The organism is Sulfitobacter sp. 1A13421 (genome assembly GCF_043557285.1).
Taxonomy (GTDB): Bacteria; Pseudomonadota; Alphaproteobacteria; order Rhodobacterales; family Rhodobacteraceae; genus Sulfitobacter; species Sulfitobacter faviae.
On record NZ_JBIFFQ010000001.1, the window covers coordinates 200,656 to 222,905 of the forward strand.

Annotated in this window: 21 protein-coding genes and 1 riboswitch; of the genes, 6 read left to right on the forward strand and 15 right to left on the reverse strand. The window is 64.3% G+C overall.

Annotation, left to right across the window (positions count from 1 at the left end; genetic code table 11):
• Nucleotides 1–29: 29 nt before the first annotated feature.
• Nucleotides 30–1,880 carry a serine protease gene (locus tag ACGYLI_RS01000; RefSeq protein ID WP_394416425.1) on the forward strand — a complete coding sequence of 617 codons (1,851 nt, stop codon included), beginning with the start codon at nt 30–32 and terminating at the stop codon, nt 1,878–1,880.
• A gap of 67 nt (nt 1,881–1,947) precedes the next feature.
• On the opposite strand, the gene ACGYLI_RS01005 is transcribed toward ACGYLI_RS01000, so the two are convergent.
• The 6 genes from ACGYLI_RS01005 to ACGYLI_RS01030 form a co-directional block, all read right to left on the reverse strand.
• A complete protein-coding gene (locus tag ACGYLI_RS01005) occupies nt 1,948–3,396 on the reverse strand; it encodes a TrkH family potassium uptake protein (protein WP_394412012.1) in 1,449 nt (482 codons plus the stop codon).
• 81 nt (nt 3,397–3,477) lie between these two features.
• On the reverse strand, nt 3,478–3,726 hold the full coding sequence (locus ACGYLI_RS01010; protein ID WP_394416427.1) for a hypothetical protein: 249 nt from the start codon (nt 3,724–3,726) through the stop codon (nt 3,478–3,480).
• Between the two features lie 215 nt (nt 3,727–3,941).
• Entirely contained in the window at nt 3,942–5,033 is a 1,092-nt protein-coding gene (gene folE2, locus ACGYLI_RS01015; protein WP_394416429.1) for a GTP cyclohydrolase FolE2, read from the reverse strand.
• Nucleotides 5,034–5,110: 77 nt separating this feature from the next.
• A complete protein-coding gene (metZ, locus tag ACGYLI_RS01020) occupies nt 5,111–6,301 on the reverse strand; it encodes an O-succinylhomoserine sulfhydrylase (RefSeq protein ID WP_394416431.1) in 1,191 nt (396 codons plus the stop codon).
• Between the two features lie 64 nt (nt 6,302–6,365).
• A riboswitch (SAM riboswitch) is annotated at nt 6,366–6,442 on the reverse strand.
• A 62-nt stretch (nt 6,443–6,504) separates the two neighbouring features.
• Nucleotides 6,505–7,110 carry an inner membrane-spanning protein YciB gene (locus tag ACGYLI_RS01025; protein ID WP_209217881.1) on the reverse strand — a complete coding sequence of 202 codons (606 nt, stop codon included), beginning with the start codon at nt 7,108–7,110 and terminating at the stop codon, nt 6,505–6,507.
• A gap of 10 nt (nt 7,111–7,120) precedes the next feature.
• A complete protein-coding gene (locus ACGYLI_RS01030) occupies nt 7,121–8,023 on the reverse strand; it encodes a DMT family transporter (RefSeq protein WP_394416433.1) in 903 nt (300 codons plus the stop codon).
• Between the two features lie 63 nt (nt 8,024–8,086).
• On the opposite strand from ACGYLI_RS01030, the gene ACGYLI_RS01035 reads away from it, so the two are divergent.
• Complete coding sequence (locus tag ACGYLI_RS01035; protein ID WP_394402772.1) at nt 8,087–8,572, forward strand: MgtC/SapB family protein; 486 nt, start codon at nt 8,087–8,089, stop codon at nt 8,570–8,572.
• A 33-nt stretch (nt 8,573–8,605) separates the two neighbouring features.
• On the opposite strand, the gene ftsY is transcribed toward ACGYLI_RS01035, so the two are convergent.
• The gene (ftsY, locus tag ACGYLI_RS01040; protein WP_394416435.1) at nt 8,606–9,958 is read right to left on the reverse strand and encodes a signal recognition particle-docking protein FtsY; all 1,353 of its coding nucleotides are present in this window, start codon (nt 9,956–9,958) and stop codon (nt 8,606–8,608) included.
• 95 nt (nt 9,959–10,053) lie between these two features.
• Nucleotides 10,054–11,766 carry an NAD(P)H-dependent oxidoreductase subunit E gene (locus tag ACGYLI_RS01045; protein WP_394416437.1) on the reverse strand — a complete coding sequence of 571 codons (1,713 nt, stop codon included), beginning with the start codon at nt 11,764–11,766 and terminating at the stop codon, nt 10,054–10,056.
• A 160-nt stretch (nt 11,767–11,926) separates the two neighbouring features.
• Here ACGYLI_RS01045 and ACGYLI_RS01050 point away from each other — a divergent pair, with 160 nt between their 5' ends.
• Nucleotides 11,927–12,925 (forward strand): alkane 1-monooxygenase, encoded by a 999-nt coding sequence (locus ACGYLI_RS01050; protein WP_394416439.1) that lies wholly within the window; start codon nt 11,927–11,929, stop codon nt 12,923–12,925.
• A 41-nt stretch (nt 12,926–12,966) separates the two neighbouring features.
• Nucleotides 12,967–13,356: a hypothetical protein gene (locus tag ACGYLI_RS01055; protein WP_394416441.1), complete on the forward strand. Its 390-nt coding sequence runs from the start codon at nt 12,967–12,969 to the stop codon at nt 13,354–13,356.
• Between the two features lie 6 nt (nt 13,357–13,362).
• Here ACGYLI_RS01055 and xseA read toward each other — a convergent pair whose 3' ends face one another.
• On the reverse strand, nt 13,363–14,925 hold the full coding sequence (xseA, locus tag ACGYLI_RS01060) for an exodeoxyribonuclease VII large subunit (protein WP_394416443.1): 1,563 nt from the start codon (nt 14,923–14,925) through the stop codon (nt 13,363–13,365).
• 70 nt (nt 14,926–14,995) lie between these two features.
• Here xseA and purD point away from each other — a divergent pair, with 70 nt between their 5' ends.
• The gene (gene purD, locus ACGYLI_RS01065) at nt 14,996–16,261 is read left to right on the forward strand and encodes a phosphoribosylamine--glycine ligase (protein ID WP_394416445.1); all 1,266 of its coding nucleotides are present in this window, start codon (nt 14,996–14,998) and stop codon (nt 16,259–16,261) included.
• 34 nt (nt 16,262–16,295) lie between these two features.
• Here the strand turns inward: purD and ACGYLI_RS01070 are convergent, their stop codons facing one another.
• Nucleotides 16,296–16,991 (reverse strand): FG-GAP repeat domain-containing protein, encoded by a 696-nt coding sequence (locus ACGYLI_RS01070; protein WP_394416447.1) that lies wholly within the window; start codon nt 16,989–16,991, stop codon nt 16,296–16,298.
• Nucleotides 16,991–17,314 (reverse strand): 2Fe-2S iron-sulfur cluster-binding protein, encoded by a 324-nt coding sequence (locus tag ACGYLI_RS01075; RefSeq protein ID WP_067266186.1) that lies wholly within the window; start codon nt 17,312–17,314, stop codon nt 16,991–16,993. Before ACGYLI_RS01075 ends, ACGYLI_RS01070 begins: the two co-directional genes overlap by 1 nt.
• Nucleotides 17,315–17,478: 164 nt before the next feature.
• On the opposite strand from ACGYLI_RS01075, the gene ACGYLI_RS01080 reads away from it, so the two are divergent.
• Entirely contained in the window at nt 17,479–18,021 is a 543-nt protein-coding gene (locus tag ACGYLI_RS01080) for a peptidoglycan-binding domain-containing protein (protein WP_394416449.1), read from the forward strand.
• 65 nt (nt 18,022–18,086) lie between these two features.
• Here ACGYLI_RS01080 and ACGYLI_RS01085 read toward each other — a convergent pair whose 3' ends face one another.
• From ACGYLI_RS01085 to hflK, 4 genes are all read right to left on the reverse strand, one after another.
• The gene (locus ACGYLI_RS01085) at nt 18,087–19,505 is read right to left on the reverse strand and encodes a Do family serine endopeptidase (RefSeq protein ID WP_394417121.1); all 1,419 of its coding nucleotides are present in this window, start codon (nt 19,503–19,505) and stop codon (nt 18,087–18,089) included.
• Nucleotides 19,506–19,755: 250 nt separating this feature from the next.
• Nucleotides 19,756–19,950 carry a DUF2065 domain-containing protein gene (locus ACGYLI_RS01090; RefSeq protein ID WP_394416451.1) on the reverse strand — a complete coding sequence of 65 codons (195 nt, stop codon included), beginning with the start codon at nt 19,948–19,950 and terminating at the stop codon, nt 19,756–19,758.
• Nucleotides 19,947–21,014, reverse strand: a complete 1,068-nt coding sequence (gene hflC / locus ACGYLI_RS01095; protein ID WP_394416453.1) for a protease modulator HflC — start codon at nt 21,012–21,014, stop codon at nt 19,947–19,949. Before hflC ends, ACGYLI_RS01090 begins: the two co-directional genes overlap by 4 nt.
• Nucleotides 21,014–22,228, reverse strand: a complete 1,215-nt coding sequence (gene hflK / locus ACGYLI_RS01100) for an FtsH protease activity modulator HflK (RefSeq protein WP_394416455.1) — start codon at nt 22,226–22,228, stop codon at nt 21,014–21,016. The genes hflC and hflK overlap by 1 nt, the downstream gene beginning before the upstream one ends.
• Nucleotides 22,229–22,250 lie beyond the last annotated feature (22 nt).

Genomic DNA, 22,250 nt, shown 5'->3' on the forward strand with positions numbered 1-22,250 from the left:
GGATTTGGTTTTGCGAGAGTTGAGTGACGATGAAGCGAATTCTACCTGCCCCCGTGGCGATCTTCTTGGCCCTGAGCCTGACCTGGGCGGGCCTTGCGCGGGCGCAATCGCCAGAGGATGTCGTTTGGGTTCAGATCGAGGCGCAGCCGTCCTTGGCCGAGGCCACGGATCGGGCGCGCGCCTATGAGACCCTGTTGGATGACGTGAATGGCTTTGCCTTGGGCGGCGGTTGGTACGGCATCGCCGTGGGCCCCTACCGGCGCGAGGATGCGGAACTGGTGCTGCGCAGCTATGTCCGCGACGGTCTGGTACCGCGCGACAGCTTCATTCAGCAGTCCAGCCGGTTCCAGCAGCAATTTTGGCCCGTCGGTGACAACGTTCTGGAAACCGGCGTGATCGACGTCCCCGTGGGCGTGGATGGCGTTGCGCCAGAGGAAGCCGCCGTAGGCAGCAGCACCCCCGATGTCACGACAACCCCGCTTGATCCCGCAGGGACGGAGGATGAAACCGAAGCCGCAGAGGCCGAGACCGCCCCGGCCCCCACGCCGCCGGAACCGGATGAAACCCCAGCAGAAGCGCGCCGCTCGGAACGCGCCCTTTCGGCGCAGGAGCGCAAAGACCTGCAAATCGCCCTGCAATGGGCGGGTTTTTACGACGCCGCGATTGACGGTGCCTTTGGCCGTGGCACCCGTGCCTCCATGCGCGCGTGGCAAGGCGCCAACAGCTATGAGCAGACCGGTGTGCTGACCACGCGCCAGCGCGCTGCGCTGATGGCACAGTATAACGCCGTGCTCGACGGGCTCGGCCTGCAACTGGTGCGCGACGAGAAGGCCGGGATCGAGATCATGATGCCCACCGCCGAGGTCGACTTCGCCCGCTACGAGCCGCCTTTCGCCCATTACGACAGCAGCGGCAACATCGGCGCGCGGGTGTTGTTGATCAGCCAGCCGGGCAATCAGGATACGCTCTACGGCCTCTACGACATCATGCAAACGCTTGAGATCGTCCCCTTGGATGGTCCGCGCGAGCGCAAGCGCAACTCCTTCGAGTTGATCGGCGAGAACGGCAGCATCATCAGCCAAACGCAGGTCTCGCTGGAGAACGGACAGATCAAGGGCTTCACCCTGATCTGGCCCGCCGGGGACGAAGACCGCCGCCGCCGCGTGGTGGCCGAGATGTCCAAAAGCCTGACCCGCCTGCCCGGCGTGCTCGACGCCGCCGCTGGCAATAGCGATGCGCAGGCGATTGATCTGGTCGCCGGTTTGCAGATCCGCCAGCCCAAGATCGCCCGCAGCGGCTTTTTCATCGATGGCAATGGCGCGGTCGTCACCACCAGCGAAGTCGTGGCCTCTTGCGGGCGGGTGACGCTGGACGCCGATACCGACGCCACGGTGGTCGCCACCGATGAGGCGCGCGGCCTTGCACTGCTCAAACCCGAAAGCCGCCTCGCCCCGCTGGCCGTGGCCCAGTTCAGCAACGCGGCCCCGCGCCTGCAATCGGAAATCTCCGTCGCGGGCTACTCCTACGAAGGCGTGCTGAGCGCCGCGACACTGACCTTTGGCGCGCTGTCGGACCTCAAGGGGCTGAACGGGGATGAGACCCTCAAGCGCCTCTCGGTCAAGGCCCAGCCCGGCGATGCCGGGGGGCCGGTCTTTGACGAGAATGGCCACGTCGTGGGCATGTTGCTGCCCCAGATGGAAGCGGACCGCAAACTGCCCGAAGACGTGAGCTTTGCGCTCGATGGTGATGTGATCCTCAAGGCAGCGCAGGATGCCGGGCTGGGCAGCAAACAGGCGCAGGGGGCCACAGGCCCGATCGCGCCGCGCGACCTGACGCTGCGCGCGCAGGGCATGACCGTCTTGGTCAGCTGCTGGGAATAACGCGGGGGGGCTCAGCCCCTAGCGACAAAGACAAAGGGCGGTGCCATCAGCGCCGCCCTTTTACGTTTCAAGCGCGCCAGAACTTGGCGGTGAACATGACGTAGACCGCCATCAGCTCCAGCCGTCCGATCCACATGGCGATGATCAATATCCACTTCGCCGTGTCATTAAGGCTGCTGAAATTCCCCGCCGGGCCGATGATCTCTCCCAACCCCGGGCCGATGTTCGCCAGCGCCGCCGCCGCCCCCGAAACCGAGGTGACGAAATCCAACCCCGTGAGGCTCAGCGCGACCGAGATCAGGCCGAGCGAAACGACGAAGAACATGAAGAAGGACATCACCGAGCTTAGCACGTCCGCCCCAACCGGGCGGCCATCGTAGCGCGGGGTAAAGACACCGTGGGGCGAACGGATCCGCCGCAGCTGCGCGCGGATCGACGCAAAGAGCAGTTGATAGCGGAAGATCTTGATCGAACAGGTGGTCGAGCCCGCGCAGCCGCCGATCAGACCGATGAAAAAGAACAGCGCCACGGCAAAGCTGCCCCATTGCATATAGTCCGCCGAGGCATAGCCGGTGCCCGAGATGATCGAGGTGATGTTGAACAGCGCTTCGCGCAAAACCCGCTCGGATTCATAGGTCGTGCCGCTGCGCAGAACGAAAAAGACGATCACCACCAGAAAGGTCATCGTCATAAAAAAGCCGCGCACCTGCGGGTCGCGGTGCAGGGCCACGGGGTTGCCGTTGATCAGCTGCACATAGCGTACGAAGGGCAGCGCCGCGAGGATCATGAAAATCGCGGCAACATATTCGGCGGGGCCGGAGAAAGTGCTGAAGGAGGCATCGTAGTTGGAAAAACCACCCGTTGAGACCGTGGTCAGCGCATGTACGGTCGCGTCAAAGGTGGTCATCCCAAGGGCCAGATAGCTCAGCATGCAGGCCAGCGTGAGCCAGAGGTAGATCACCGAAATCTGCGTTGCGATCTGCCCCGCGCGGGGCAGGATTTTCCCGAAAGTGTCAAAGGATTCGGATTTGAAGATCTGCATACCACCGACCCGCAACTCAGGCAGGAAGACCATGGCGACAACGACGATACCGATGCCGCCCAGCCATTGCAGAATACCGCGCCAGATCAGCAGACCTTTGGGCAGGTCTTCCAACCCGGTCAGCACCGTGGCCCCGGTGGTCGTCAGCCCCGACATCGCCTCGAACATCGCGTCGGTCACGCTGGCCTCGGTCGCGCCAAGCACGAAGGGCAAGGCCCCGAAGAGCGGCAGCATCAGCCAGACGCCGGTGGTCAGCATGAATGTCTGTTGAATGGTGAGCCCTTCACGGACTCCATTGGCGCTGGCGAGGGCGATCATACCGCCACCCAGCGTCGTGATCAGCGCGCTTTCGACGAAGACCCACCACTGCCCCCGGCCTTCGGCCAGATCGACCAAGATCGGGATGATCATGGCAAGGCCGAGCACGGCCACCAAAAGGCCCACGACATATCCGACAGGTCGTATATCCAACATGCGCGCAGCGTTGGCTTGGCCGCTCGTCGCTGTCAAGCCGAGACGGGACCGGGGCGCGATTTGGCCCCGGTCCGTGTCGTCTTAGATGTAGTAGAGGTCTTTGAAAACGTGGTGAACGATGTCGTCACGCTTGATGCCCATGGCGGACAGGTCTTCGTCGCTTTTCGCTTGCAGGCTTTGGACCTGCTCAAAACGGCGTTGGGCGGTGGAGCCCATCATGATGCCATGGCCGATCCCCGCGAAAAAGCCGCGCAGACCGGCGCCGGCGCGCCGCAGCCCTTCGAGGGGAGAGACGGAGTGGGCGGGGTGAGCAGTGCTCTGGTAGGTCATCTGATTGCCTTTGCAATTTCCAGTATTTCGATGACCGTTAGATAGGCAATGCTGCGCCGCAGCAGAACCGACGTTTTCGCATAGCCGCTGGTCGGGACTTGCAGGGCTGACAGGGCGACATTCACCATTTCCGCGCTAAGACAGGCGGAATGCCCCGCAAAGGGGCGCGGCGCGGGCTGCGAACAACCAATGCGCGATTGCCGCGCCGTCCGGGGTCAGCCGACGTGGAAGAGCGTGTTGAAAAGCTTGGGGTCGATGCTCTGCGCGGCAAAGGTCTCACCTTGGGTCAGCACGCTGATCGCATCGTGGCTGTGCAGGCTTTCTTGATGGCTGGCGACGATGCGGAAATCGCCCACCCTGCCATCGGCCAAAAGCTGTTCGCAAAACAGCCGCGCGGCATCCTCAACAAAGATCGGATTGGCGGCGTTAAGCTCGGCGAACGCCTGTTCGTCTTCGCGTTTGACCATGACCTGCGTCTCGGTCGGCACGGCACGGCGGCAAATCTCGATCAGGTCTTCGAACCACAGGCAATCGCCCTCGTCCCGCGTCTCGACCGATATCCGTGCGACGGAGCGTTGCGAGTGCGGCGTCGCCAGTTGCCCGCGGGTCTGGCGCGCGTGTTCGCTCAGTTCCAGCGAACAGGGGCAGGTGCTGGAATAGACATAGTCGAGATGCACGATCTTCTTGCGCTCTCCGTTCTGTTCGACCAACTCCAGCGCGATGTCGTAATACTGATAGCCCGTGAGGCCCGAGCGCAGGCTGCCGATCTTCATCGGGAAGGAAAAGCGCATCTGAATTCGCGCATCCAAGCTTTCCAGATCGGCTTTGTAATCGTCCAGCGCCGCTTCGATCACCTCAAAGCTAAAGGTCGCCTCTGCATGGCGGTAGAAGCTGCGCATGATGCGGGACATGTTGATGCCCTTTTTCTCCGCATCGAGCGAGACTGTGCCGGTGACCGAGGTCTCAAGCCGCAGATCCCCGCCCTCGCGGCTGCGATAGCGGATCGGCAGCCGAAAGTTCGAGATGCCGACATGCTGGATCAACTGCTGCGCGCCGCGGATCAGGCTGGAGGGGCCGTTTTGCAGATCCGGCAAGCTGGCGCGGTAGTTGTCGCCCGCCGTGAAATCTTCGGGATAGGCGCGGCTAAGGGCGGGATATTCGGCGGGGGCCAGCATCCGGGCCATGGCCGGGTCCAGCGCCGCAATCTCGGCCGGGGTGGCCGTTTCGGCCCAAGCGCGCAGCGTGGCGAGCGCGGATTGCGCCGCCTCCCGGTCCGGTATCTCGGACATCTCAGTCACGATGTTCATTGCGCGGCCCTCCGGTCTGTCGCTCTCAATGTATGATGCGCGGGGCCGAAATGCCACCGCGCCCGCGACACATCAGGTCAGGCTTGCGCCGCCGCATCCAAGGCTTGCATTAGATCAGCCTTGAGATCGCCGCTATATTCCAGCCCCACGCTGATCCGCACCAGTCCCGGCGTGATGCCCAGAAGGTCTTTGGTGTCCTGCGGCAGACGTTGGTGGGTGGTGGTGGCCGGATGGGTGACGATGGTCTTGGCGTCGCCAAGGTTGTTTGAGATCACCCCCACCTGCAACGCATTCAGGAAAGCGAAAGCCGCCGCCTTGCCGCCCTTGAGGTCGATGGACAGCACCGTGCCCCCTGCCCCCATCTGGCGCATCGCCAGCGCGTTCTGCGCATGGCCCGCAAGGCCCGGGTAAAGCACCCGCGCCAATGCCGCGTGACCGTCCAGCGCCTCGGCCAATTCCTGTGCGCTGGCCGCCTGCGCCCGCACCCGCAGGTCGATGGTCTCCAACCCTTTGAGCATGATCCATGCGGTGAACGGGCTCATCGAGCCGCCGGTGTGTTTCATGTAAGGCTCAAGCGTGCCGCGGATGAACTCGCGGCTGCCCAGCACCACACCGCCAAGCGCACGACCCTGCCCGTCGATATGTTTGGTCGCAGAATAGACCACCACATCCGCGCCCTGCGAGATTGCGCGCGAAAAGACCGGCGTGGCAAAGACATTGTCGACCACCACTAGCGCGCCCCTGGCATGGGCAAGCTTGGCCACGGCCTCGATGTCGATCACTTCAAGCGTGGGGTTGGCCACGGATTCGAAGAAGACCGCGCGGGTGTCCTCGCGGATCGCGCCCTCCCAAGCGGAGAGGTCGCTGCCGTCGACGAAAGTGACCTCTACCCCGTAGCGGCCAAGGATCTCTTCCAGCACATAGATACAAGACCCGAATAGCGCCCGGGCCGAGACGACATGATCGCCCGCCTTTAGCATCGAGATCAGCGCGCCCGAGACCGCCGCCATGCCGCTGGCGGTGGCAAAGGCATCTTCGGCCCCTTCCAAAGTGGCGATGCGGTCCTCGAACATGGCGACCGTGGGGTTGCCATAGCGGGCATAGATGAACTCATCCGGGCCGATCTCTTCGAAACGCGCCTCGGCCTGTTCGGCGCTGTCATAGACGAAACCTTGGGTCAGGTAGATCGCTTCGCTCACCTCGCCATATTGGCTGCGGCGGGTGCCTGCGTGGATCGCTTGGGTGCGCGCGTGACGGTCGTTGCTCATCTCTCTCATCCTTCCGGCCCGACCTCGCGGGCATAAAAAAACCCCAGACGCGGCCAAGCGAAAGGGGTCTTTCATCCTGACCTTTTAGCGGCATGTTTAACGTGGCCCACAATCCGGTAACAAATCGCCACGCGGGGTGGATTACGCCGCGCGACGCTACAGGTCAACAGTTTCGCGCGGGGCCTTCGTTAAATTTGAGCGGATCAGCCTTGGTCTTTCTTTTCGCCGTAGGCTTCGAACAATTTGCCCTGCGCCATGAAGAAAACGAAAATCGCCGCCGTCAGGCCGAAGGTTTTAAAGTAAACCCAAGTGTCAGTCGAAAAGAACCGCCAGATCACCTCATTCGCCAGCGCCAGACCAAAGAAGAAATACATCAGCCGTTTGGTCAGCAGCATCCAGCCCTCATCGCGCAGGGGCATCATCTCTTCCATGACGTATTTCAGATAGGACTGCCCGCGCAGCAGGCCGACGGCCAAAAGGCCGCCGAAAAGCACATAGATCAGCGTCGGCTTCATCTTGAAGAAGCGGTCGTCGTTCAGCCAGACCGACAGCCCGCCAAAGATCACCACCAGCACCACGGTGGCGACCTGCATCCGGCTGAGCTTGCCCGTCAGCGCCCAAAGCGCGCCGGTCGAGAGTACCAGCAGCGGCACGAACATCGCGGTGACGACGATAAAGCCGTCATACTCCGTCCCGCCGAAAGTGTAGGTGTTATCCTTGAGCCACAGATAGGCCACTAGGAAGGCCAAGACCGGCCCGTATTCCAAGCCTGCCCGCAGCATTGGGTTGATCTCTCTTGGTTCTGACATGCCTGTTCCTTCAGCCGCCCATTTCAACAATCACCGCCCCGGCTGCGATCAGCGCCATCAGCGCGATGCGGCGCGGGCCGACGGTTTCTTTCAGCACCAGCACCCCGATCAGCGCGGCAAAGACGGTCGAGGTCTCGCGCAGCACCGCCGCCTCGCCCACCTTGTCGAGCCGCGTGGCCAGCATGACCGACCCGAAACTCGCAAAAGCGATGATCCCGCCGATAAAGCCGCGCAGCATCAGCGGCGCCACCTCGGGCGGGTTCTCCATCGCGTGCCAGCGCCGCCATGCGATCACCGGCATCACCAACCCGTCGACCATGAAAAACCATGCAAGGAAGGTGAAAGGATCCGCCGTGGCGCGGATGCCGTATGCGTCATATGTGGTGTAAAGCGCCACGAACAAGCCCGTCAGCACCGCCAGCCCGAGCGCTGCGTGCAGCGTATCGCGCGCGGCGACCAGATTGCGCAGGTTATAAAGAGCAAGGCCGAAGATGCCACTTAGCAGCACCGCCACGCCAAGCCATTGCACCGTGTTGAACCGCTCACCAAAGATCAAATATGCGCCGACCACGGCAAAGAGCGGCCCCGTGCCGCGCACCACCGGGTAGACCACCGTATAGGCGCCCTTGGTATAGGCCCATGCCTGCAACAGCTTGTAGATCACATGGATCACGAAAGCGCCGAGGAAGATCACCCACATATGCGGCTCGGGCCATGGCACGACGAAAAGCGCAAAGGGGGCCGCCATCACGCCATAAGAGACATCGATCGCCCCGCGCGTGAGCCAAGGATCATGCCGCCCCTTTTGCAGCGCGCCGAAAACCGCGTGCAGGAAGGCTGCCGAAAGCGCCAGCCACAGGGCCGCGGTATGGCCCGCGGGGGTGCCTTCGATCGACAGGATCCAATCGGTCATCCCGGAACCACCACCGCGGCGAGAGGTTTATACTTCAAAGCCTTTAGCACCAACGGAATTTCCATGTTTGAAAGCCTGATCGCCGATCTCACCCACAGTTTTTCGAAAGTGCCGGTTACCGTGGCCGCGGCGCGGCTGCTCATGGCCGCCTTTCTCGCGGGTATCGTCGGATATGAGCGCGAGCGGCGCGACAAGCCTGCGGGGCTGCGGACCCATATCATGGTGGCCATCGCCGCCTGTCTCTTCATCATCATCGGGCAAGAGCTTGGCAGTCTGGAGTTTGGTGATGGCGACCAAATGCGCTTCGATCCATTGCGCCTCATTGAGGCGGTGACCGCAGGTGTCGCCTTCCTCGCGGCGGGGATCATTTTCACCTCGAACGGCGAGGTGCGCAACATCACCACCGGCGCGTCGATGTGGCTGGCCGGGGCCATCGGCCTGTCCTGCGGCGCGGGGCAAATCCTGCTGGCCTGTCTGACCGCAGGGGTCGTGGTGCTGGTTCTCACCGTTCTGCGCTGGATCGAACGAAAGCTTGGCACCCATGACTGAACGGAGCCGCCGAGCGCGGCGACCGGGGTGTCGTTAGCCATCCGTGCCCACCAAAGCGGCGGCGAATTCATCCGGGTCAAAGGGCGACAGATCGTCAATCTGCTCACCCACACCCACGGCATGAATCGGCAGGCCAAAGCGGTCCGCCAGCGCCACCAGCACCCCGCCTTTGGCGGTGCCGTCGAGCTTGGTCATCACCAGACCGCTTACGTCGGAAATCTCTTGAAAGACTTTCACCTGATTGACCGCGTTCTGCCCTGTCGTCGCATCCAGCACCAATAGGGTGTTATGCGGCGCGGTCTCATCCTTCTTGCGGATAACGCGGACGATCTTGGCCAATTCCTCCATCAGGTCGCCCCGGTTTTGCAAGCGGCCCGCCGTGTCGATCAGCAGCAGATCGGCCCCCTCTTCCTGCGCGCGGCCCATGGCATCAAAGGCAAGGCTCGCCGGGTCGCTGCCCTCGGGCGCGGTCAGCACGGGCACGCCTGCGCGTTCGCCCCAGACCTGCAACTGCTCGACCGCCGCGGCGCGGAAGGTGTCCCCGGCAGCGATCACGACCTTCTTGCCCGCCGCACGGAATTGCGAGGCCAATTTGCCGATGGTCGTGGTCTTGCCAGAGCCGTTCACACCGACCACCAGCACCACTTGCGGGGTCTTGGCATAGAGCGGCAGGGGCCGCGCCACAGGCTCCATGATCCGGCTGACTTCGCTGGCGAGCAGTTGTTTGATCTCTGCCACCGAGAGTTTTTTGCCAAAGCGCCCTTCGGCCATATTCGCGGTGACCCGCAGCGCCGTATCAACGCCCATGTCGGCGCTGATCAGCAACTCTTCAAGCTGTTCGAGCATCTCGTCATCCAGCGTCCGGCGCACCACGGGCTGTGCGGCACCGCGCCCCATGAGACGGCCCAAGAGGCCCGGTTTGGCGGCGGCGGCCTCGGCTGGGGTTTCGTCCAGCGCCGGGGCGACGGGGGTCATCGCTTGGCGCAGGTCGGTCGCCGCGGGAACTTCCTCCGGGGTCGGGGCGGGCTCAGGATCAGCGGCGGGGGGTTCCTGCACGGGTGTGGGGTCCGGCTGGGGCTCAGTCGGTTCGGGCTGCGGTTCAGGCGCAGGCTGCGGCTCGGGCTCTGGGAGCGTCTCGGGCGCGGGGGCGGGTTCAGGCGCGGGGGTCGGCTCTTCCGCCTCCCGCTCAGCTGCCAACATCGGGCCGCTGTCGTCCTGCCCATCGGGCATCACATCCGACGCCGCGCCGGGCTGGTCCATCACCGCATCCACGGGGGCAGCTTCGGCCTCCGCCTCTCCGCCATCGCTGACGATTGCCTCCAACCCCTCGTCAAGTTTGGACGAGGATTTGAACAAGCGGTCCTTGAGCTTCGTGAAGAAGGCCATCGGCGTCTCCCATGCAGTTTCGTCTTGATCTATAGGCTTGCCCGCGCAGATGGAAGGGCGCCCGGGCAGATCAAGCCCGCCGGGAGGGGGCGGGGTCAGATTTCATCGGGGAAATGCTGCATCACCAGCCGGATCGGGTTCGGCGCCGCCTGCCCCAGCCCGCAGATCGAAGCATCGACCATGGCAGTCGACAACGCCTCCAGCAGGGCTTGGTCCCAGCGGTCCTCCTGCATCAGCTTCACCGCCTTTTCACAGCCGACCCGGCAGGGCGTGCATTGGCCACAGCTTTCATCCTCGAAAAACCGCAGCATGTTGAGGGCGGCGGCCCGCGCGCTGTCGTGTTCCGACAGGACAACCACCGCCGCCGAGCCGATGAAAGACCCATGTGGCTGCAACGTGTCAAAGTCCAACGGCAGATCCGCCATCGACGCGGGCAACAGCCCCGAGGACGGGCCACCCGGTTGATAGGCTTTGAACAGATGGCCCTCTGCCATGCCCCCCGCCGCGGCGATGACATCGGTGATGGTCGAGCCTGCGGGCAGCAGATACATCCCCGGGCGCGCCACACGGCCCGAAACGGAATAGCTCCGCAGCCCCTTGCGGCCATTCTTTTCGACGCCGTTCAAAACCTGCGGCCCCTCGCGGCAAATGCGGGCGATCCAATGCAGAGTCTCCACGTTATGCACCAAGGTCGGGCGACCAAAGACACCGACCTGCGCCACATAGGGCGGGCGGTGGCGCGGCAAGCCGCGCTTGCCTTCGATGCTTTCGATCATGGCGCTTTCCTCGCCGCAGATATAGGCGCCCGCCCCGCGGCGCAGATCGACATAGCCGGGCGCGATGAGGCCCGCGCCTTCCAGAGCGGCAATCTCACGGCGCAGGATCTCCAGCACCGCCGGGTATTCATCGCGCATGTAGAGAAAGACCTTCTCCGCCTCCACCGCCCAAGCGGCGATCAACATGCCTTCGAGGAAGAGATGCGGCCTGCGTTCGAGATACCAGCGGTCCTTGAAGGTGCCCGGCTCGCCCTCATCGCCATTTACCGCCAGATAGCGCGGGCCGGGATTGCCGCGCACGAAGCCCCATTTCTTGCCCGAGGGGAAACCCGCTCCGCCAAGACCGCGCAGCCCAGCCTCTAACAATTGCTCCTGCACCGTTTCCCAATCGCACCCCTGACGCAGGTTCAACAGCGCGTCGTAACCCTCTGACGCCGCGTAGGTTTCGTAAGTTTCATAGTCAGGCAAGTGGGCATGGGTATCTCCGGCGCCAATGGCCGCCAGCACTTTCTCGGGCGTTGCGTGGTCGATATGGTTATGCCCCAGTTCCAGCACCGGCGCCGTGTCGCAGCGCCCCATGCAGGGCGCACGCAGGACGCGCACTTCGGTCGGGTCCAGCCCCTCTTCCAACGCGGTTTTTAACGCCTGCGCCCCGGCCAGCTCGCAAGACAGCGAATCGCAGACGCGGATGGTCAGCGCGGGAGGCGGGGTCTCGCCCTCTTTCACCACGTCGAAATGGGCGTAGAAACTGGCGACCTCATAGACCTCGGCCATCGACAGACGCATCTCTTCGGCCAAGGCGCGCAGATGCGCGGCCGACAGGTGGCCAAAGCGGTCTTGGATCAGATGCAGAAACTCGATCAGCAGATCGCGGGCGCGCGGGCGGTCGCCCAACAGCGCGTGGACCTCCTCCCACGCCGTATCCTGCAACTGCCGCCCTTTGGGGTGATGCCGCCCCTTGCCCTTGCCGGATTTCCAAACGCCCTTTCGCGGCGCCCCCGCCGCTGCCTTGCCGTGATCATCCAGCGCCATGTCTCTCCCCCCGCCTTGCTTTCCGCCTTGGTAACAAATCCAAAGCCCTAGGCGCGATCAAAAAGCGACAATCGCGCGGGTGTTTGCGTTGTGCGCGGCCCCTACGGCGGGCAGAATACGGGGGCCGAGCCGATTGGCGCGGGGTCGCAGGGGAAAACGCATGCTGTGGTATGTGATCGCAAGTCTGACACCGGCGGTGCTGATCGCCGCCGCCCTCTGGGGCGGGGTCTGGCCCGTGCTGGCACTGTTGTCGATCACCGTGCATGTGGCCTTTATGGACCGGTTGGGCCGCGCGCTGCGCCTTTCCGATAGCTCAGGCCGCGCCCTGACGCTGACCTTGGCCGCCGCGCATTTCCTGCTGCTGCCGCTCGGGGTCTGGGCTATTGGCGCAGCCCCGCATCTTGAGGCGTTGGACCGCGCCCTGATCTTTGCCGCCCTTGGCCTGTTTCTGGGCCAGATCAGCAATTCCAACGCCCATGAGTTGATCCACGCCAGCCGCCGCCTGCCCCGGCGGATCGGCACGGCGATCTATATCTCGCTGCTGCACGGGCATCACGTCTCGGCCCATCTGCGGGTGCATCATCCCGCCGCCGCCACCCCGGCTGACCCCAACTCCGCACCCAGGGGCATGGGGTTCTGGCGGTTTCTGCTGAGCGCAAGCTGGGGGGAGTTTCGCGCCGGGTGGCAGGCCGACAGTGCGCAGCGGGCGCGCAAGACTGGGGCGAAAGGGTTGCACCCTTACACGCTCTACCTCATTGGCGCGGCGCTGGCGCTGCTCACGGCGATGCTGCTGGGCGGGGTCGCCGGGCTGCTCGCCTATATCGGGCTGGCGGCCTATGCGCAGATGCAACTGCTGCTGTCGGACTATGTGCAACACTATGGGCTGCGACGAGAGCAGCGCCCCGATGGCCGGTTCGAGCCGATGGGCCCGCAGCACAGTTGGAACGCGCCCAAATGGTACTCCGCCGCAATGATGCTGAATGCCCCGCGCCATTCGGACCACCACATGCGCCCCGCCCGCGCCTTCCCGGCGCTGGAGGTGACGCCAGAGATGCCGAAGCTGCCCTATTCCCTGCCCGTGATGGCGGTGATCGCCCTCGTTCCCCCGCTGTGGCGGCGGGTGATGGACCGCCGCCTCGCCCGGTGGGGCCAGCATTGATCCCACTAGCGCGGCGCACGGGCTTCTGGCAGGCTGAAAGTATGAGACATGCCCTCGCCCTGATCTGCGCCCTCCTCCCCCTGCCTGCCTTGGCCGAGATGTCGGCGGCGGAGTTCGAAGCCTATACTGAGGGCAAAACCCTCTACTTCGGCCAATCCGGCGCGCCTTATGGGGCGGAAATCTACCACGAGGACCGGCGCGTACAGTGGTCCTTTCTCGATGGCCACTGCAAAGAGGGGCGCTGGTATGAGGCCGATGGGCTGATCTGCTTTGTCTATGAAGACGACCCCGCCCCGCAATGCTGGAGCTTTACCGAAAGCCCAACCGGGCTGGTCGCGCGGTTCGAGAATGACCCGACCGAGACCGCGCTTTATCAGGCGCGGGAGATGACTGAGCCGCTTCTGTGCCTTGGGCCGCAGGTCGGGGTCTAGGCCAGTTCAGCCCGCGCCTTTGACGGGCAGCCGACCGTCGGCGAATTCGATCTCCAGATGCGCCGCCTTCTTGGCAGCCTCCGCACTGGTCACCACATCCCCATCGCCCCGCACCACGGCGAAACCACGGGCCAGCGTTTCACGATAGCCGAGCGTGCCGAGCGTGCGGCCCATCGCGTCGATCTGGCGGCGGCGGCGGTCCTGATCGGCCCGGCCTGCGCGCGCCAGCCGGGCCAGCACCTCTTTTAACCGTTGGTCTTGGCGCGACAGGTCGCGGCGCAAAACCTCGGGGCGGAAGGTTTGCGTGCGATCGACCAACCGCTCGCGGCGGCGGAGGATCTGACGGCGCAGCACCTCGGGGTGGAACCGGTCAATCCGCGCGGCCAGCCGCTCGCGCTGTCCGGCCAAATTGCGTTGCCACGCCGGGTCGAGCCGCGCCGAGAGCTGCGCCAGACGTTGCCGATCCGCTTCCAACTGGCGGCGCAGGGTGCCGGGGCGCAGAGCGCCAGACATATCAGCCAGCTTGACGCGGCGGCCTTGGACGCCCGCAATCAGCGCGGGGGCCAGTTTCTCCCCCCCGCGATCAAGGCGCTGGCGCGGCCCCTCCAGCAGCGTGTCGGCCCGGGGCAAGGCCCGCGCCAGATCCCGCATCCGCTGGCCCCGGCGGGTCAGCCCTTGGCTTAGCGCCTGGCGCATCCTCGCGCCCTGCCCCTCCAGCCATGCCGCCAGTTCATGCCGCACCGGCACCGCCAATTCCGCCGCCGCTGTCGGCGTGGGCGCGCGTTTATCCGAGACGAAGTCGATCAGCGTCGTGTCGGTCTCATGCCCCACGGCAGAGATCAGCGGAATGTCCGAAGCCGCCGCCGCGCGGGCGACGCTTTCCTCGTTAAAGCCCCAGAGGTCTTCGACCGAGCCACCGCCACGGGCCACGATGATCAACTCGGGCCGGGGCAACGCGCCACCGGGGGTGAGCCGGTTGAACCCTTGGATGGCGCGCACCACCTCGGGCGCGCATTTCGCGCCCTGAACGGCGACCGGCCAGACCAGCACCTTGCGCGGGAAACGATCCCGCAGCCGGTGCAAGATGTCACGGATCACCGCCCCCGAGGGCGAGGTCACAACGCCGATGATCTCGGGCAAATAGGGCAGCGGGCGTTTGCGTTCGGGGGCGAACAGCCCCTCCGCCGCCAGCGCCGCCTTGCGTTTCTCCAACAGCGCCATCAGCGCGCCCATGCCCGCTGGTTTGATATCCTCGATAACGATCTGGTATTTCGACTGACCGCCAAAGGTGGTGATGCGCCCGGTGGCGATGACTTCCATCCCCTCTTCGGGCTGGGTCTCAAGCCGCGCGGTCACGCCTTTCCAGATCACCCCTGAGATGACCGAGCGGTCATCCTTGAGGTCGAGATAGACATGGCCCGAGCGCGGGCGGCTGACACGGCCCACTTCACCGCGAATCCGCACATGGCCGAACTCCCCCTCGATCACCCGTTTGATCGCGCCCGAAAGCTCGGTCACCGTGAATTCGGGGCTGTTGCCACCGGGGGCGGGGTCGTCGAACAGATCCATCTGGGCACCTTGTGTCTGTGGGTCCCCCAGCTTAGAACGCGGAGCAACGAAGTCCAAGGGAGTGCGCGGCATGAATATCCTGATCCTCGGCAGCGGTGGCCGCGAACATTCACTTGCTTGGGCGGTCATGCAGAACCCCAAATGCGACAAGCTGATCGTGGCACCGGGCAACGCGGGCATCGCCGCCATCGCGCAATGCGCCAAGCTCGACATCATGGACGGCGCGGCGGTGGTGGCCTTTTGCGAGGGCAATAACATCGATTTCGTCATCATCGGCCCCGAAGCGCCCCTCGCCGCGGGCGTGGGCGACGATCTGCGCGCGGCGGGTTTCGATGTCTTTGGCCCCTCCAAAGCAGCGGCAGCGCTGGAAGCCTCCAAAGCCTTCACCAAGGAAATCTGCGACGCCTGCGCGGCACCCACGGCGGGCTATGGCCATTTCACCGATGCCGCCAGCGCGCGCGCCTATGTCGAAAAGCAAGGCGCGCCCATCGTGATCAAGGCCGACGGTCTGGCGGCGGGCAAGGGTGTCATCATCGCCATGACCGATGCCGAAGCGCTGGCCGCCGTGGATGAGATGTTTGACGGCGCCTTTGGCGAGGCAGGCGCCGAAGTGGTGATCGAAGAGTTCATGGAAGGCGAAGAGGCATCCTTCTTCGTGCTTTGCGACGGGGAGACGGTGCTGCCCATCGGCACGGCCCAAGACCACAAGCGCGTCGGCGAAGGCGACAGCGGCCCCAACACCGGCGGCATGGGCGCCTATTCCCCCGCCCCGGTGCTGAGCGACGAGATCGCCGAACGCGCGCTGGATCAGATCATCCGCCCCTGTATGGCCGAGATGGCCAAGCGCGGAATGCCCTATCAGGGCGTGCTTTACGCTGGCCTGATGATCAAGGACGGCCAGCCGCGGCTGGTGGAATACAACGTCCGTTTCGGCGACCCGGAGTGTCAGGTGCTGATGATGCGCCTCGGCGCGCAGGCTTTCGACCTGATGCAGGCCTGCGCCAAGGGCACGCTGGCCGATATGCAGGTGACCTGGGCCGAAGATCACGCGCTGACCGTGGTGATGGCCGCCAAAGGCTACCCCGGCGACTATGCAAAGGGCAGTGAGATCAAGGGCCTCTCCGCCCTGCCCGAGGATAGCGCTAATATGGTGTTCCACGCAGGCACCAAGGCGCAGGACGGGGCGATCTTGGCCAATGGCGGGCGCGTGCTGAACGTCACCGCACGCGGGGCCACGTTGGCCGAGGCGCAAGAGCGTGCCTATGCTATGGTCGATGGAATCGATTGGCCCGAAGGGTTCTGCCGCCGCGACATCGGCTGGCGCGCGCTGAGCTGACGGGTGGCGGCTCTATCAGAGCCGCAGCCGCCCCTCATTCACAGGCCAGCACCTTGGCAAAGCTCTCGCCCCCCGCGAAGGGGCCGATATCGCGGCGTGCAAGCTGCCCGCCTGTCAGGCGCACGCCCACCACATGCTGCCAATCGGCATCCGCCAGCACCATCTCCGGCCCTGCCCCACAATCGCGCAGACCCCCCGAGATATGCCACTCTCCGATGCGCTGATTGGTCAGCCCCGTCATCTGGGCAACTTCGCTGAGCCGCCCATCGGCAAAGCGCCAGACCCGCAGCACCCGCGCCAGATGGGGCCGGTCGACATAGGCGATCTCGACCGCGCCATCGCCATCCAGATCGGCAGCGCCTATGGGGGCGAGCCATCGGTTGCTCTGGTCGATATGCGGGGTCTCGGTGATCTTACCCTCGGGGCCGTAGATCGCCAGCGCCGCGCCACGATTCACGTCCGTCTCGACCACCAGAACCTCGGGCGCGCCATCGCCGGTCACATCCACAAGCCGGGGGGCGATATCCTCGAAAACATGGTCGCGCGGCAGATGGAAGCGCCGCGCGCCGCCATCTGTCAGAGAGACCTGCAAGCCGCCCCATTCCAGCGCGTCGCCAAGAATGCCATGGGCGTAGCGGCCGGTGGGCGCGATGTAATGCGCGGCGGTGATCGTCTCCGCCGCCGCATCTGTTGCGATCAGCGCCAGCAGTGCCGCGCCGATCGCCCGCATCAGATTTGCTTTTCCGGCATCTGCACGCGCAGACCGTCCAGCGCATCGGTGACCTTGATCTGGCAGGTCAGACGCGAGCGCGCGGGATCGGGCTCAAAGGCGAAGTCGAGCATGTCTTCTTCCATGTCGTCCATCGGCGGCAGTTTTTCTGCCCAAGCCGGATCGACATAGACATGGCAGGTGGAGCAGGCGCAGGCCCCGCCACAGTCGGCTTCGATGCCGGGAATGTTATTGTCCCGCGCGCCTTCCATGACGGTGAGACCATTGGCCACCTCGACCACATGTTCGGTGCCGGAGTGTTCGACATAGGTGATTTTGGCCATGATGATGCCCTTTCGTCCTAAAAGTTCGGCCTTGTTTAGCGGGCTATGGCAGCCGGTTCCAGCCCCCTTTTCGCAAGGTCACGGCGCGCCCGACATTGCGGTGGGCAAGGCCCACGCATCCGGCTAGTCTGCCCGCGAACAACAGGCGAGCCCGAGAGACCGGCATGACACAGCCCCTCCCCCCCAGAACCGCGTGGCACTGCGCCGCTTTGCTGCTAGCCATCGCGGCCTTGGCGGGTTGCGAGACGGCAGCACCAGCCACGCCCCGCCCTGAGCCGGGGGTGCTAGAGGCCACCCGCAACGGCCCCGCAGGCGCGCCGGAGGGGAGCTGCTGGGGCCGCACGGTCAGCCCTGCGGTGATCGAGACGGTGACCGAACAGGTCGAAGTGACCCCGGCAAAGATGAACCCCGATGGCAGCATCGCCAAACCGCCCGTCTACAAGACAGAGACCCGGCAAGAGATCGTGCGCGCGCGGGTCGACAATTGGTTCGAAACGCCCTGCCCCGATGTGCTGACGCCCGAGTTCAACAGCAGCCTCCAACGCGCGCTAGAGGCCCGCGGGTTCTATGCCGGGCCGATCACGGGTGAGATGGACGCGGCCACGCGGCAAGCGGTGCGGCGCTATCAGGCGCAGCAAGGGCCGAACAGTGAGGTGCTGTCGCTCACCACCGCCCGCGCGCTTGGGCTTGTGGCGGTGCCGCGATAGGGCGGCTAAACCTGCAACAAAAAAGGGCGCCCCGTAGGCGCCCTTTCTCAAACTTTGATGCAAGGTCACTCTGCCAGTGAGAGTGCCACAAAGCGCGGATCGCCTCCGCGGCGGACCAACAGCAGCAAAGACCGGCGACCAGCCTCTTTCGCCGCTTCGATCCGGGCTTCGAGGTCGGCGATGTTCGACACCTGCTCCTGCCCCGCTTCGGTGATGATGTCGCCCATGCGCAGACCCTTCTCAAAGGCCTCCGACGTCTGATCCACATCCGTCACGGCAAGGCCGGTCATATCGTCATCGGCCCCCAGTTCGGCGCGCAGATCATCCGTAAGCGGCATCAGGGTCAGACCCATCAGCATGGTCGATTGCGGCTCAGCCTCGGCCCCCTCATCGGCGTTCTCGTCCATACCGGCCGGAACAGCGCCATCGGCCTCTTCGCGGCGGCCAAGTACGACCTTGATGGTCTGGGTCTTGCCGTCACGCAGCACGGTCACGCGCACCGTCGCGCCCACGGGGCTGTTGCCCACCTGACGGACAAGACCACGGGTATCGACCACTTCGACACCGTCGAAGGATTTGATCACGTCGCCGGTTTTCAGCCCCGCCTCACGCGCAGGCCCCTCGGGCACATCGGTGATCAGGGCGCCGACGGCTTTCTTGAGGCCCATGGCATCGGCAACGTCATCGGTCACGTCCTGAATGCGCACGCCCAGCCAGCCGCGGCGGGTCTCGCCGTATTCCTGCAACTGGTCGATCACGCGGGTGACCACGTTCGATGCCATCGAGAAACCGATCCCGATCGAGCCGCCGTTGGGCGACAGGATCGCGGTGTTCACGCCAATCACCTCACCATCCATGTTGAACAGCGGACCGCCGGAGTTGCCCCGGTTGATCGCGGCATCGGTCTGAATGTAATCGTCATAGGTGCCCGACAGCGCCCGGTTGCGGGCCGACACGATGCCAGCCGAGACCGAGAAGCCCTGTCCGAGCGGGTTGCCCATGGCAATCACCCAGTCACCCACCCGCGCGGCGTTACTGTCACCGAAAGAGACGAAGGGCAGCGGCGCGTCCGCTTCGACCTTCAAAAGCGCGATGTCGGTTTTGGGGTCGGTGCCGATGACCTCGGCGACCAATTCCTCGCCTGAGAAGAATTCGATGGTGATCTCATCCGCGCTTTCGATGACGTGGTTATTGGTCACCACATAGCCGTCTTCGGAAATCACAAAACCCGAGCCAAGGGCCGAGGAACGGCGGGGCCGGTTGCCCTCACCATTGTTGCGGTCCTGAAACTCACGAAAGAAGTCTTCGAAGGGCGAGCCTTCGGGCACGATGCCCTGCGGCCCGGTGCGGCCCTCAACCGTGGTAGAGGTGGTGATATTGACCACCGAGGGGCTAATTTTTTCGGCCAGCGGGGCGAGGCTTTCGGGTTTGGCCAGCGCCATGCTGGCTTGCAGGATCAGGAGGGTCAGCGCCATCACCCCCATTGCCATCGCTCGCATCCATTGGGTGTGTTGTGCTGTTGTGGACAGGGAAACCGCCTTGGCCTGCATTCATCGTCTCCTGATTGTTCCTGTTGTTGCCAACGTGGGCAGAGTGCATTCCGAAAGGACGCGCTGCAACAGCAAAGATGGGGCCGATCACGGGCATTTCAACGGGTGGGAGTGTGACGATTTGCGACCCCGGCCTGCGAGGTCGTGGGCAAAACGGACGCCGTTTCACCCCACCCGCGCGGTGTCAAAACCCCAGTTGAAAGGCGAGCCAAACCAAGATCAACCCGACCACCACCGCCAGCGCGCCAAGCTGGCGCAGCGCGATCTCTGGGATGCGGCGGAGCATTTCGAGCATCTGTTCCAAAAACGAAGGGGCCAGTGCGTACACCAGCCCCTCGAAAATCAGAACCGACCCTAGAGCCAGTAGAACCAGCGTCATTCTTCAAGCGCCGCTGGCAGATCTGTCTCAGCCGCCGGTGCAGCGGGGGCTGGCGTGGCGGGGGCCGCGGGGGCGGCCTCCTCCTGCGTATCCTCTACCGCGGCGGCGTTATCTGCCTCCGGCGCTGGCTCAGCCGCGGGCGCATCGGCGGCGGGGGTCTGCGGCGGTGCAATCGCATCGACCGAGGTCGTGGCGCTGCGATCCGACCGCAGGTAGTTAAAGAACTCACTATCCGGCGACATCACCATAGTGGAGTTCTGCCCCTGCAAAGCCTGCTCATAGGCGCTGAGCGAGCGGTAGAATTCAAAGAATTCCTGATCCTTGCCATAAGCCTGCGCGAAGATGTTGTTCCGCTGAGCGTCCGCCTCACCTTCGATGATCCGCGCGTCACGACGGGCCTCCGAGAGGATCTCTTCGTAGGTACGATCGGCAAGGGCGATAACACGCTGCGCGGCTTCGCGGCCACGGGCGCGTTCGTCGGTCGCTTCACGCTCACGCTCGGCGATCATCCGTTGCAGGGTCGCGTCAAAGTTCTGCTCGGGCAGGTTTGTCTGACGCAGACGCACATCCACCACCTTGAGGCCAAGCGCCTGCGCGCGGGCATCGGCGCGAACACGGATCTGCTCCATCAGGTCGGCCCGTTCGGGCGACAGGATGGTGTTTGAGGTCACGCCCTGCGAGCCGAGCACTGCACGGATTTGGCTTTCCATGATGCCGCCCATCTCGCTTTCGGCCTGACGTTCGCCGCCCGCACCCAAAGCTTGCCGGTACTGCACCATATCGTCGATGCGGTAGAGCACGAAGGCGTCGATCTCAAGACGACGGTCATCGGCGGGGGTGACTTCGATCACCGGGGTTTCCAGCGACAGAATGCGGTCTTCGTAGCGCACGACCTCATCCAAAAGCGGAACTTTGAACCCGATGCCCGGCTCGTTGCGGACCTGTTTGATCTGGCCGAAACGCAGCACCAGCGCTTTTTCACGCTCGTCCACGACAAAGACAGCCGAAAGGACACCCACGATGGCGATCACCAAGATGGGAATGATAAGACTTGTTTTCCGCATCAGTTCGACCCTCCGCCGCGCCGCAATTCATTGAGTGGCAGATAGGGAACAACGCCCTGCCCGCCTTGGCCGCTGCCGTTTTCGAGGATGATTTTATCCACGTCGCCCAGCACCTTTTCCATGGTCTCAAGATACAGACGTTTGCGCGTCACGTCGGGCGCGTTGCGGTATTCTTCCAAGACGGCTTCAAAGCGGCTGGCCTCACCCACAGCGTCGTTCACGACGCGCGCGCGGTAACCTTCGGCGGCTTCCAAAAGCTGCGCGGACTCACCGCGCGCCTCGGCAGTGCGCCGGTTGGCATAGGCGTCGGCCTGACGCTCCACCCGGTCACGCTCCTGCTCGGCGGCTTGCACGTCGCGGAAAGCATCGACGACCGACTGCGTGGTGGTGTTGCCATTGGCATCGGTGACCTGCACGGTCTGGCTGGGCGGGTCGACCTTGTTCACGTTGACACGCAGCACGTTGATGCCGGTATTGCGGTTGTCGAGGGTGTTCTGGATCAACTCCTTCACCCGATCCGCCACCGCGCCACGATCCCGGTTGAGGATCGGCGCCAGTTCGGATTGCGCAATGACTTCACGCATGGCGGATTCCGAGATCGCCCTGACCGAAGCTTCGGGATCGCGCAGCGAGAATTTGAAGTCACGCGCGTTCTTGATGTTCCAAACCACCTGAAAGTCGATGTCGACGATGTTTTCGTCCGTGGTCAGCATCAGGCCTTCGTTGCCGCCCCCGCCGCGCCGCACGCCGAGTTCTTCGGTGCGGTTGGTGGTGACGTCGAAAACCTCCGCCGTGACCAGCGGCCAAGGCGCAAAGTTCAGACCCTCGGTGCCGATGCCCGAGAATTCGCCCAGAAACAGTTCAATCGACTGCTGTTCAGGCCGCACGGTGTAGAAGCTGGCAAAGCCCCAAAGCGCCACACCCGCCAAAAGCGCGATGCCAAGGGTCGAACGTGTCACGCCCGGCCCGCCAGAGCCGCGACCGCCGCCGCCGGTGCCATTGCCCCGGTCGTCGCCACGCCCCCCCATCAAGACGCGCAGCTGCTCTTGGCCCTTGCGCACCAGATCGTCGATCTCGGGCATCTGGGGGCGGTCACCGCCCTGCCCGCGTGGACCCTGCGGCCCGTCGTTGCGACCCCCGTTGCCCCGGTCTCCGCCGTTGCCCCGGTTGCCGCCTCCGCCGCCCCCCCAGGGGCCTTGCGAATTTCCTGCCATTGATATGTTCCCCTCTGGGCCG

What these genes read in the sequence shown, in the direction of transcription:
- ACGYLI_RS01045 (WP_394416437.1), bottom strand. Translation starts at nt 11,766, where the DNA reads ATGGCGCTGGATGATCACGGCAAGGCAGCGGCGGGGGCGCCGCGAAAG.
- ACGYLI_RS01075 (WP_067266186.1), bottom strand. Translation starts at nt 17,314, where the DNA reads ATGGCCAAAATCACCTATGTCGAACACTCCGGCACCGAACATGTGGTC.
- ACGYLI_RS01010 (WP_394416427.1), bottom strand. Translation starts at nt 3,726, where the DNA reads ATGACCTACCAGAGCACTGCTCACCCCGCCCACTCCGTCTCTCCCCTC.
- xseA (WP_394416443.1), bottom strand. Translation starts at nt 14,925, where the DNA reads ATGGATCTGTTCGACGACCCCGCCCCCGGTGGCAACAGCCCCGAATTC.
- ACGYLI_RS01000 (WP_394416425.1), top strand. Translation starts at nt 30, where the DNA reads ATGAAGCGAATTCTACCTGCCCCCGTGGCGATCTTCTTGGCCCTGAGC.
- ACGYLI_RS01050 (WP_394416439.1), top strand. Translation starts at nt 11,927, where the DNA reads ATGCTGTGGTATGTGATCGCAAGTCTGACACCGGCGGTGCTGATCGCC.
- metZ (WP_394416431.1), bottom strand. Translation starts at nt 6,301, where the DNA reads ATGAGCAACGACCGTCACGCGCGCACCCAAGCGATCCACGCAGGCACC.
- ACGYLI_RS01030 (WP_394416433.1), bottom strand. Translation starts at nt 8,023, where the DNA reads ATGACCGATTGGATCCTGTCGATCGAAGGCACCCCCGCGGGCCATACC.
- ACGYLI_RS01005 (WP_394412012.1), bottom strand. Translation starts at nt 3,396, where the DNA reads ATGTTGGATATACGACCTGTCGGATATGTCGTGGGCCTTTTGGTGGCC.
- hflC (WP_394416453.1), bottom strand. Translation starts at nt 21,014, where the DNA reads ATGCGGAAAACAAGTCTTATCATTCCCATCTTGGTGATCGCCATCGTG.
- folE2 (WP_394416429.1), bottom strand. Translation starts at nt 5,033, where the DNA reads ATGAACATCGTGACTGAGATGTCCGAGATACCGGACCGGGAGGCGGCG.
- ACGYLI_RS01085 (WP_394417121.1), bottom strand. Translation starts at nt 19,505, where the DNA reads ATGGGGGTGATGGCGCTGACCCTCCTGATCCTGCAAGCCAGCATGGCG.
- ACGYLI_RS01055 (WP_394416441.1), top strand. Translation starts at nt 12,967, where the DNA reads ATGAGACATGCCCTCGCCCTGATCTGCGCCCTCCTCCCCCTGCCTGCC.
- ACGYLI_RS01080 (WP_394416449.1), top strand. Translation starts at nt 17,479, where the DNA reads ATGACACAGCCCCTCCCCCCCAGAACCGCGTGGCACTGCGCCGCTTTG.
- ACGYLI_RS01035 (WP_394402772.1), top strand. Translation starts at nt 8,087, where the DNA reads ATGTTTGAAAGCCTGATCGCCGATCTCACCCACAGTTTTTCGAAAGTG.
- ACGYLI_RS01070 (WP_394416447.1), bottom strand. Translation starts at nt 16,991, where the DNA reads ATGCGGGCGATCGGCGCGGCACTGCTGGCGCTGATCGCAACAGATGCG.
- ACGYLI_RS01090 (WP_394416451.1), bottom strand. Translation starts at nt 19,950, where the DNA reads ATGACGCTGGTTCTACTGGCTCTAGGGTCGGTTCTGATTTTCGAGGGG.
- purD (WP_394416445.1), top strand. Translation starts at nt 14,996, where the DNA reads ATGAATATCCTGATCCTCGGCAGCGGTGGCCGCGAACATTCACTTGCT.
- ftsY (WP_394416435.1), bottom strand. Translation starts at nt 9,958, where the DNA reads ATGGCCTTCTTCACGAAGCTCAAGGACCGCTTGTTCAAATCCTCGTCC.
- hflK (WP_394416455.1), bottom strand. Translation starts at nt 22,228, where the DNA reads ATGGCAGGAAATTCGCAAGGCCCCTGGGGGGGCGGCGGAGGCGGCAAC.
- ACGYLI_RS01025 (WP_209217881.1), bottom strand. Translation starts at nt 7,110, where the DNA reads ATGTCAGAACCAAGAGAGATCAACCCAATGCTGCGGGCAGGCTTGGAA.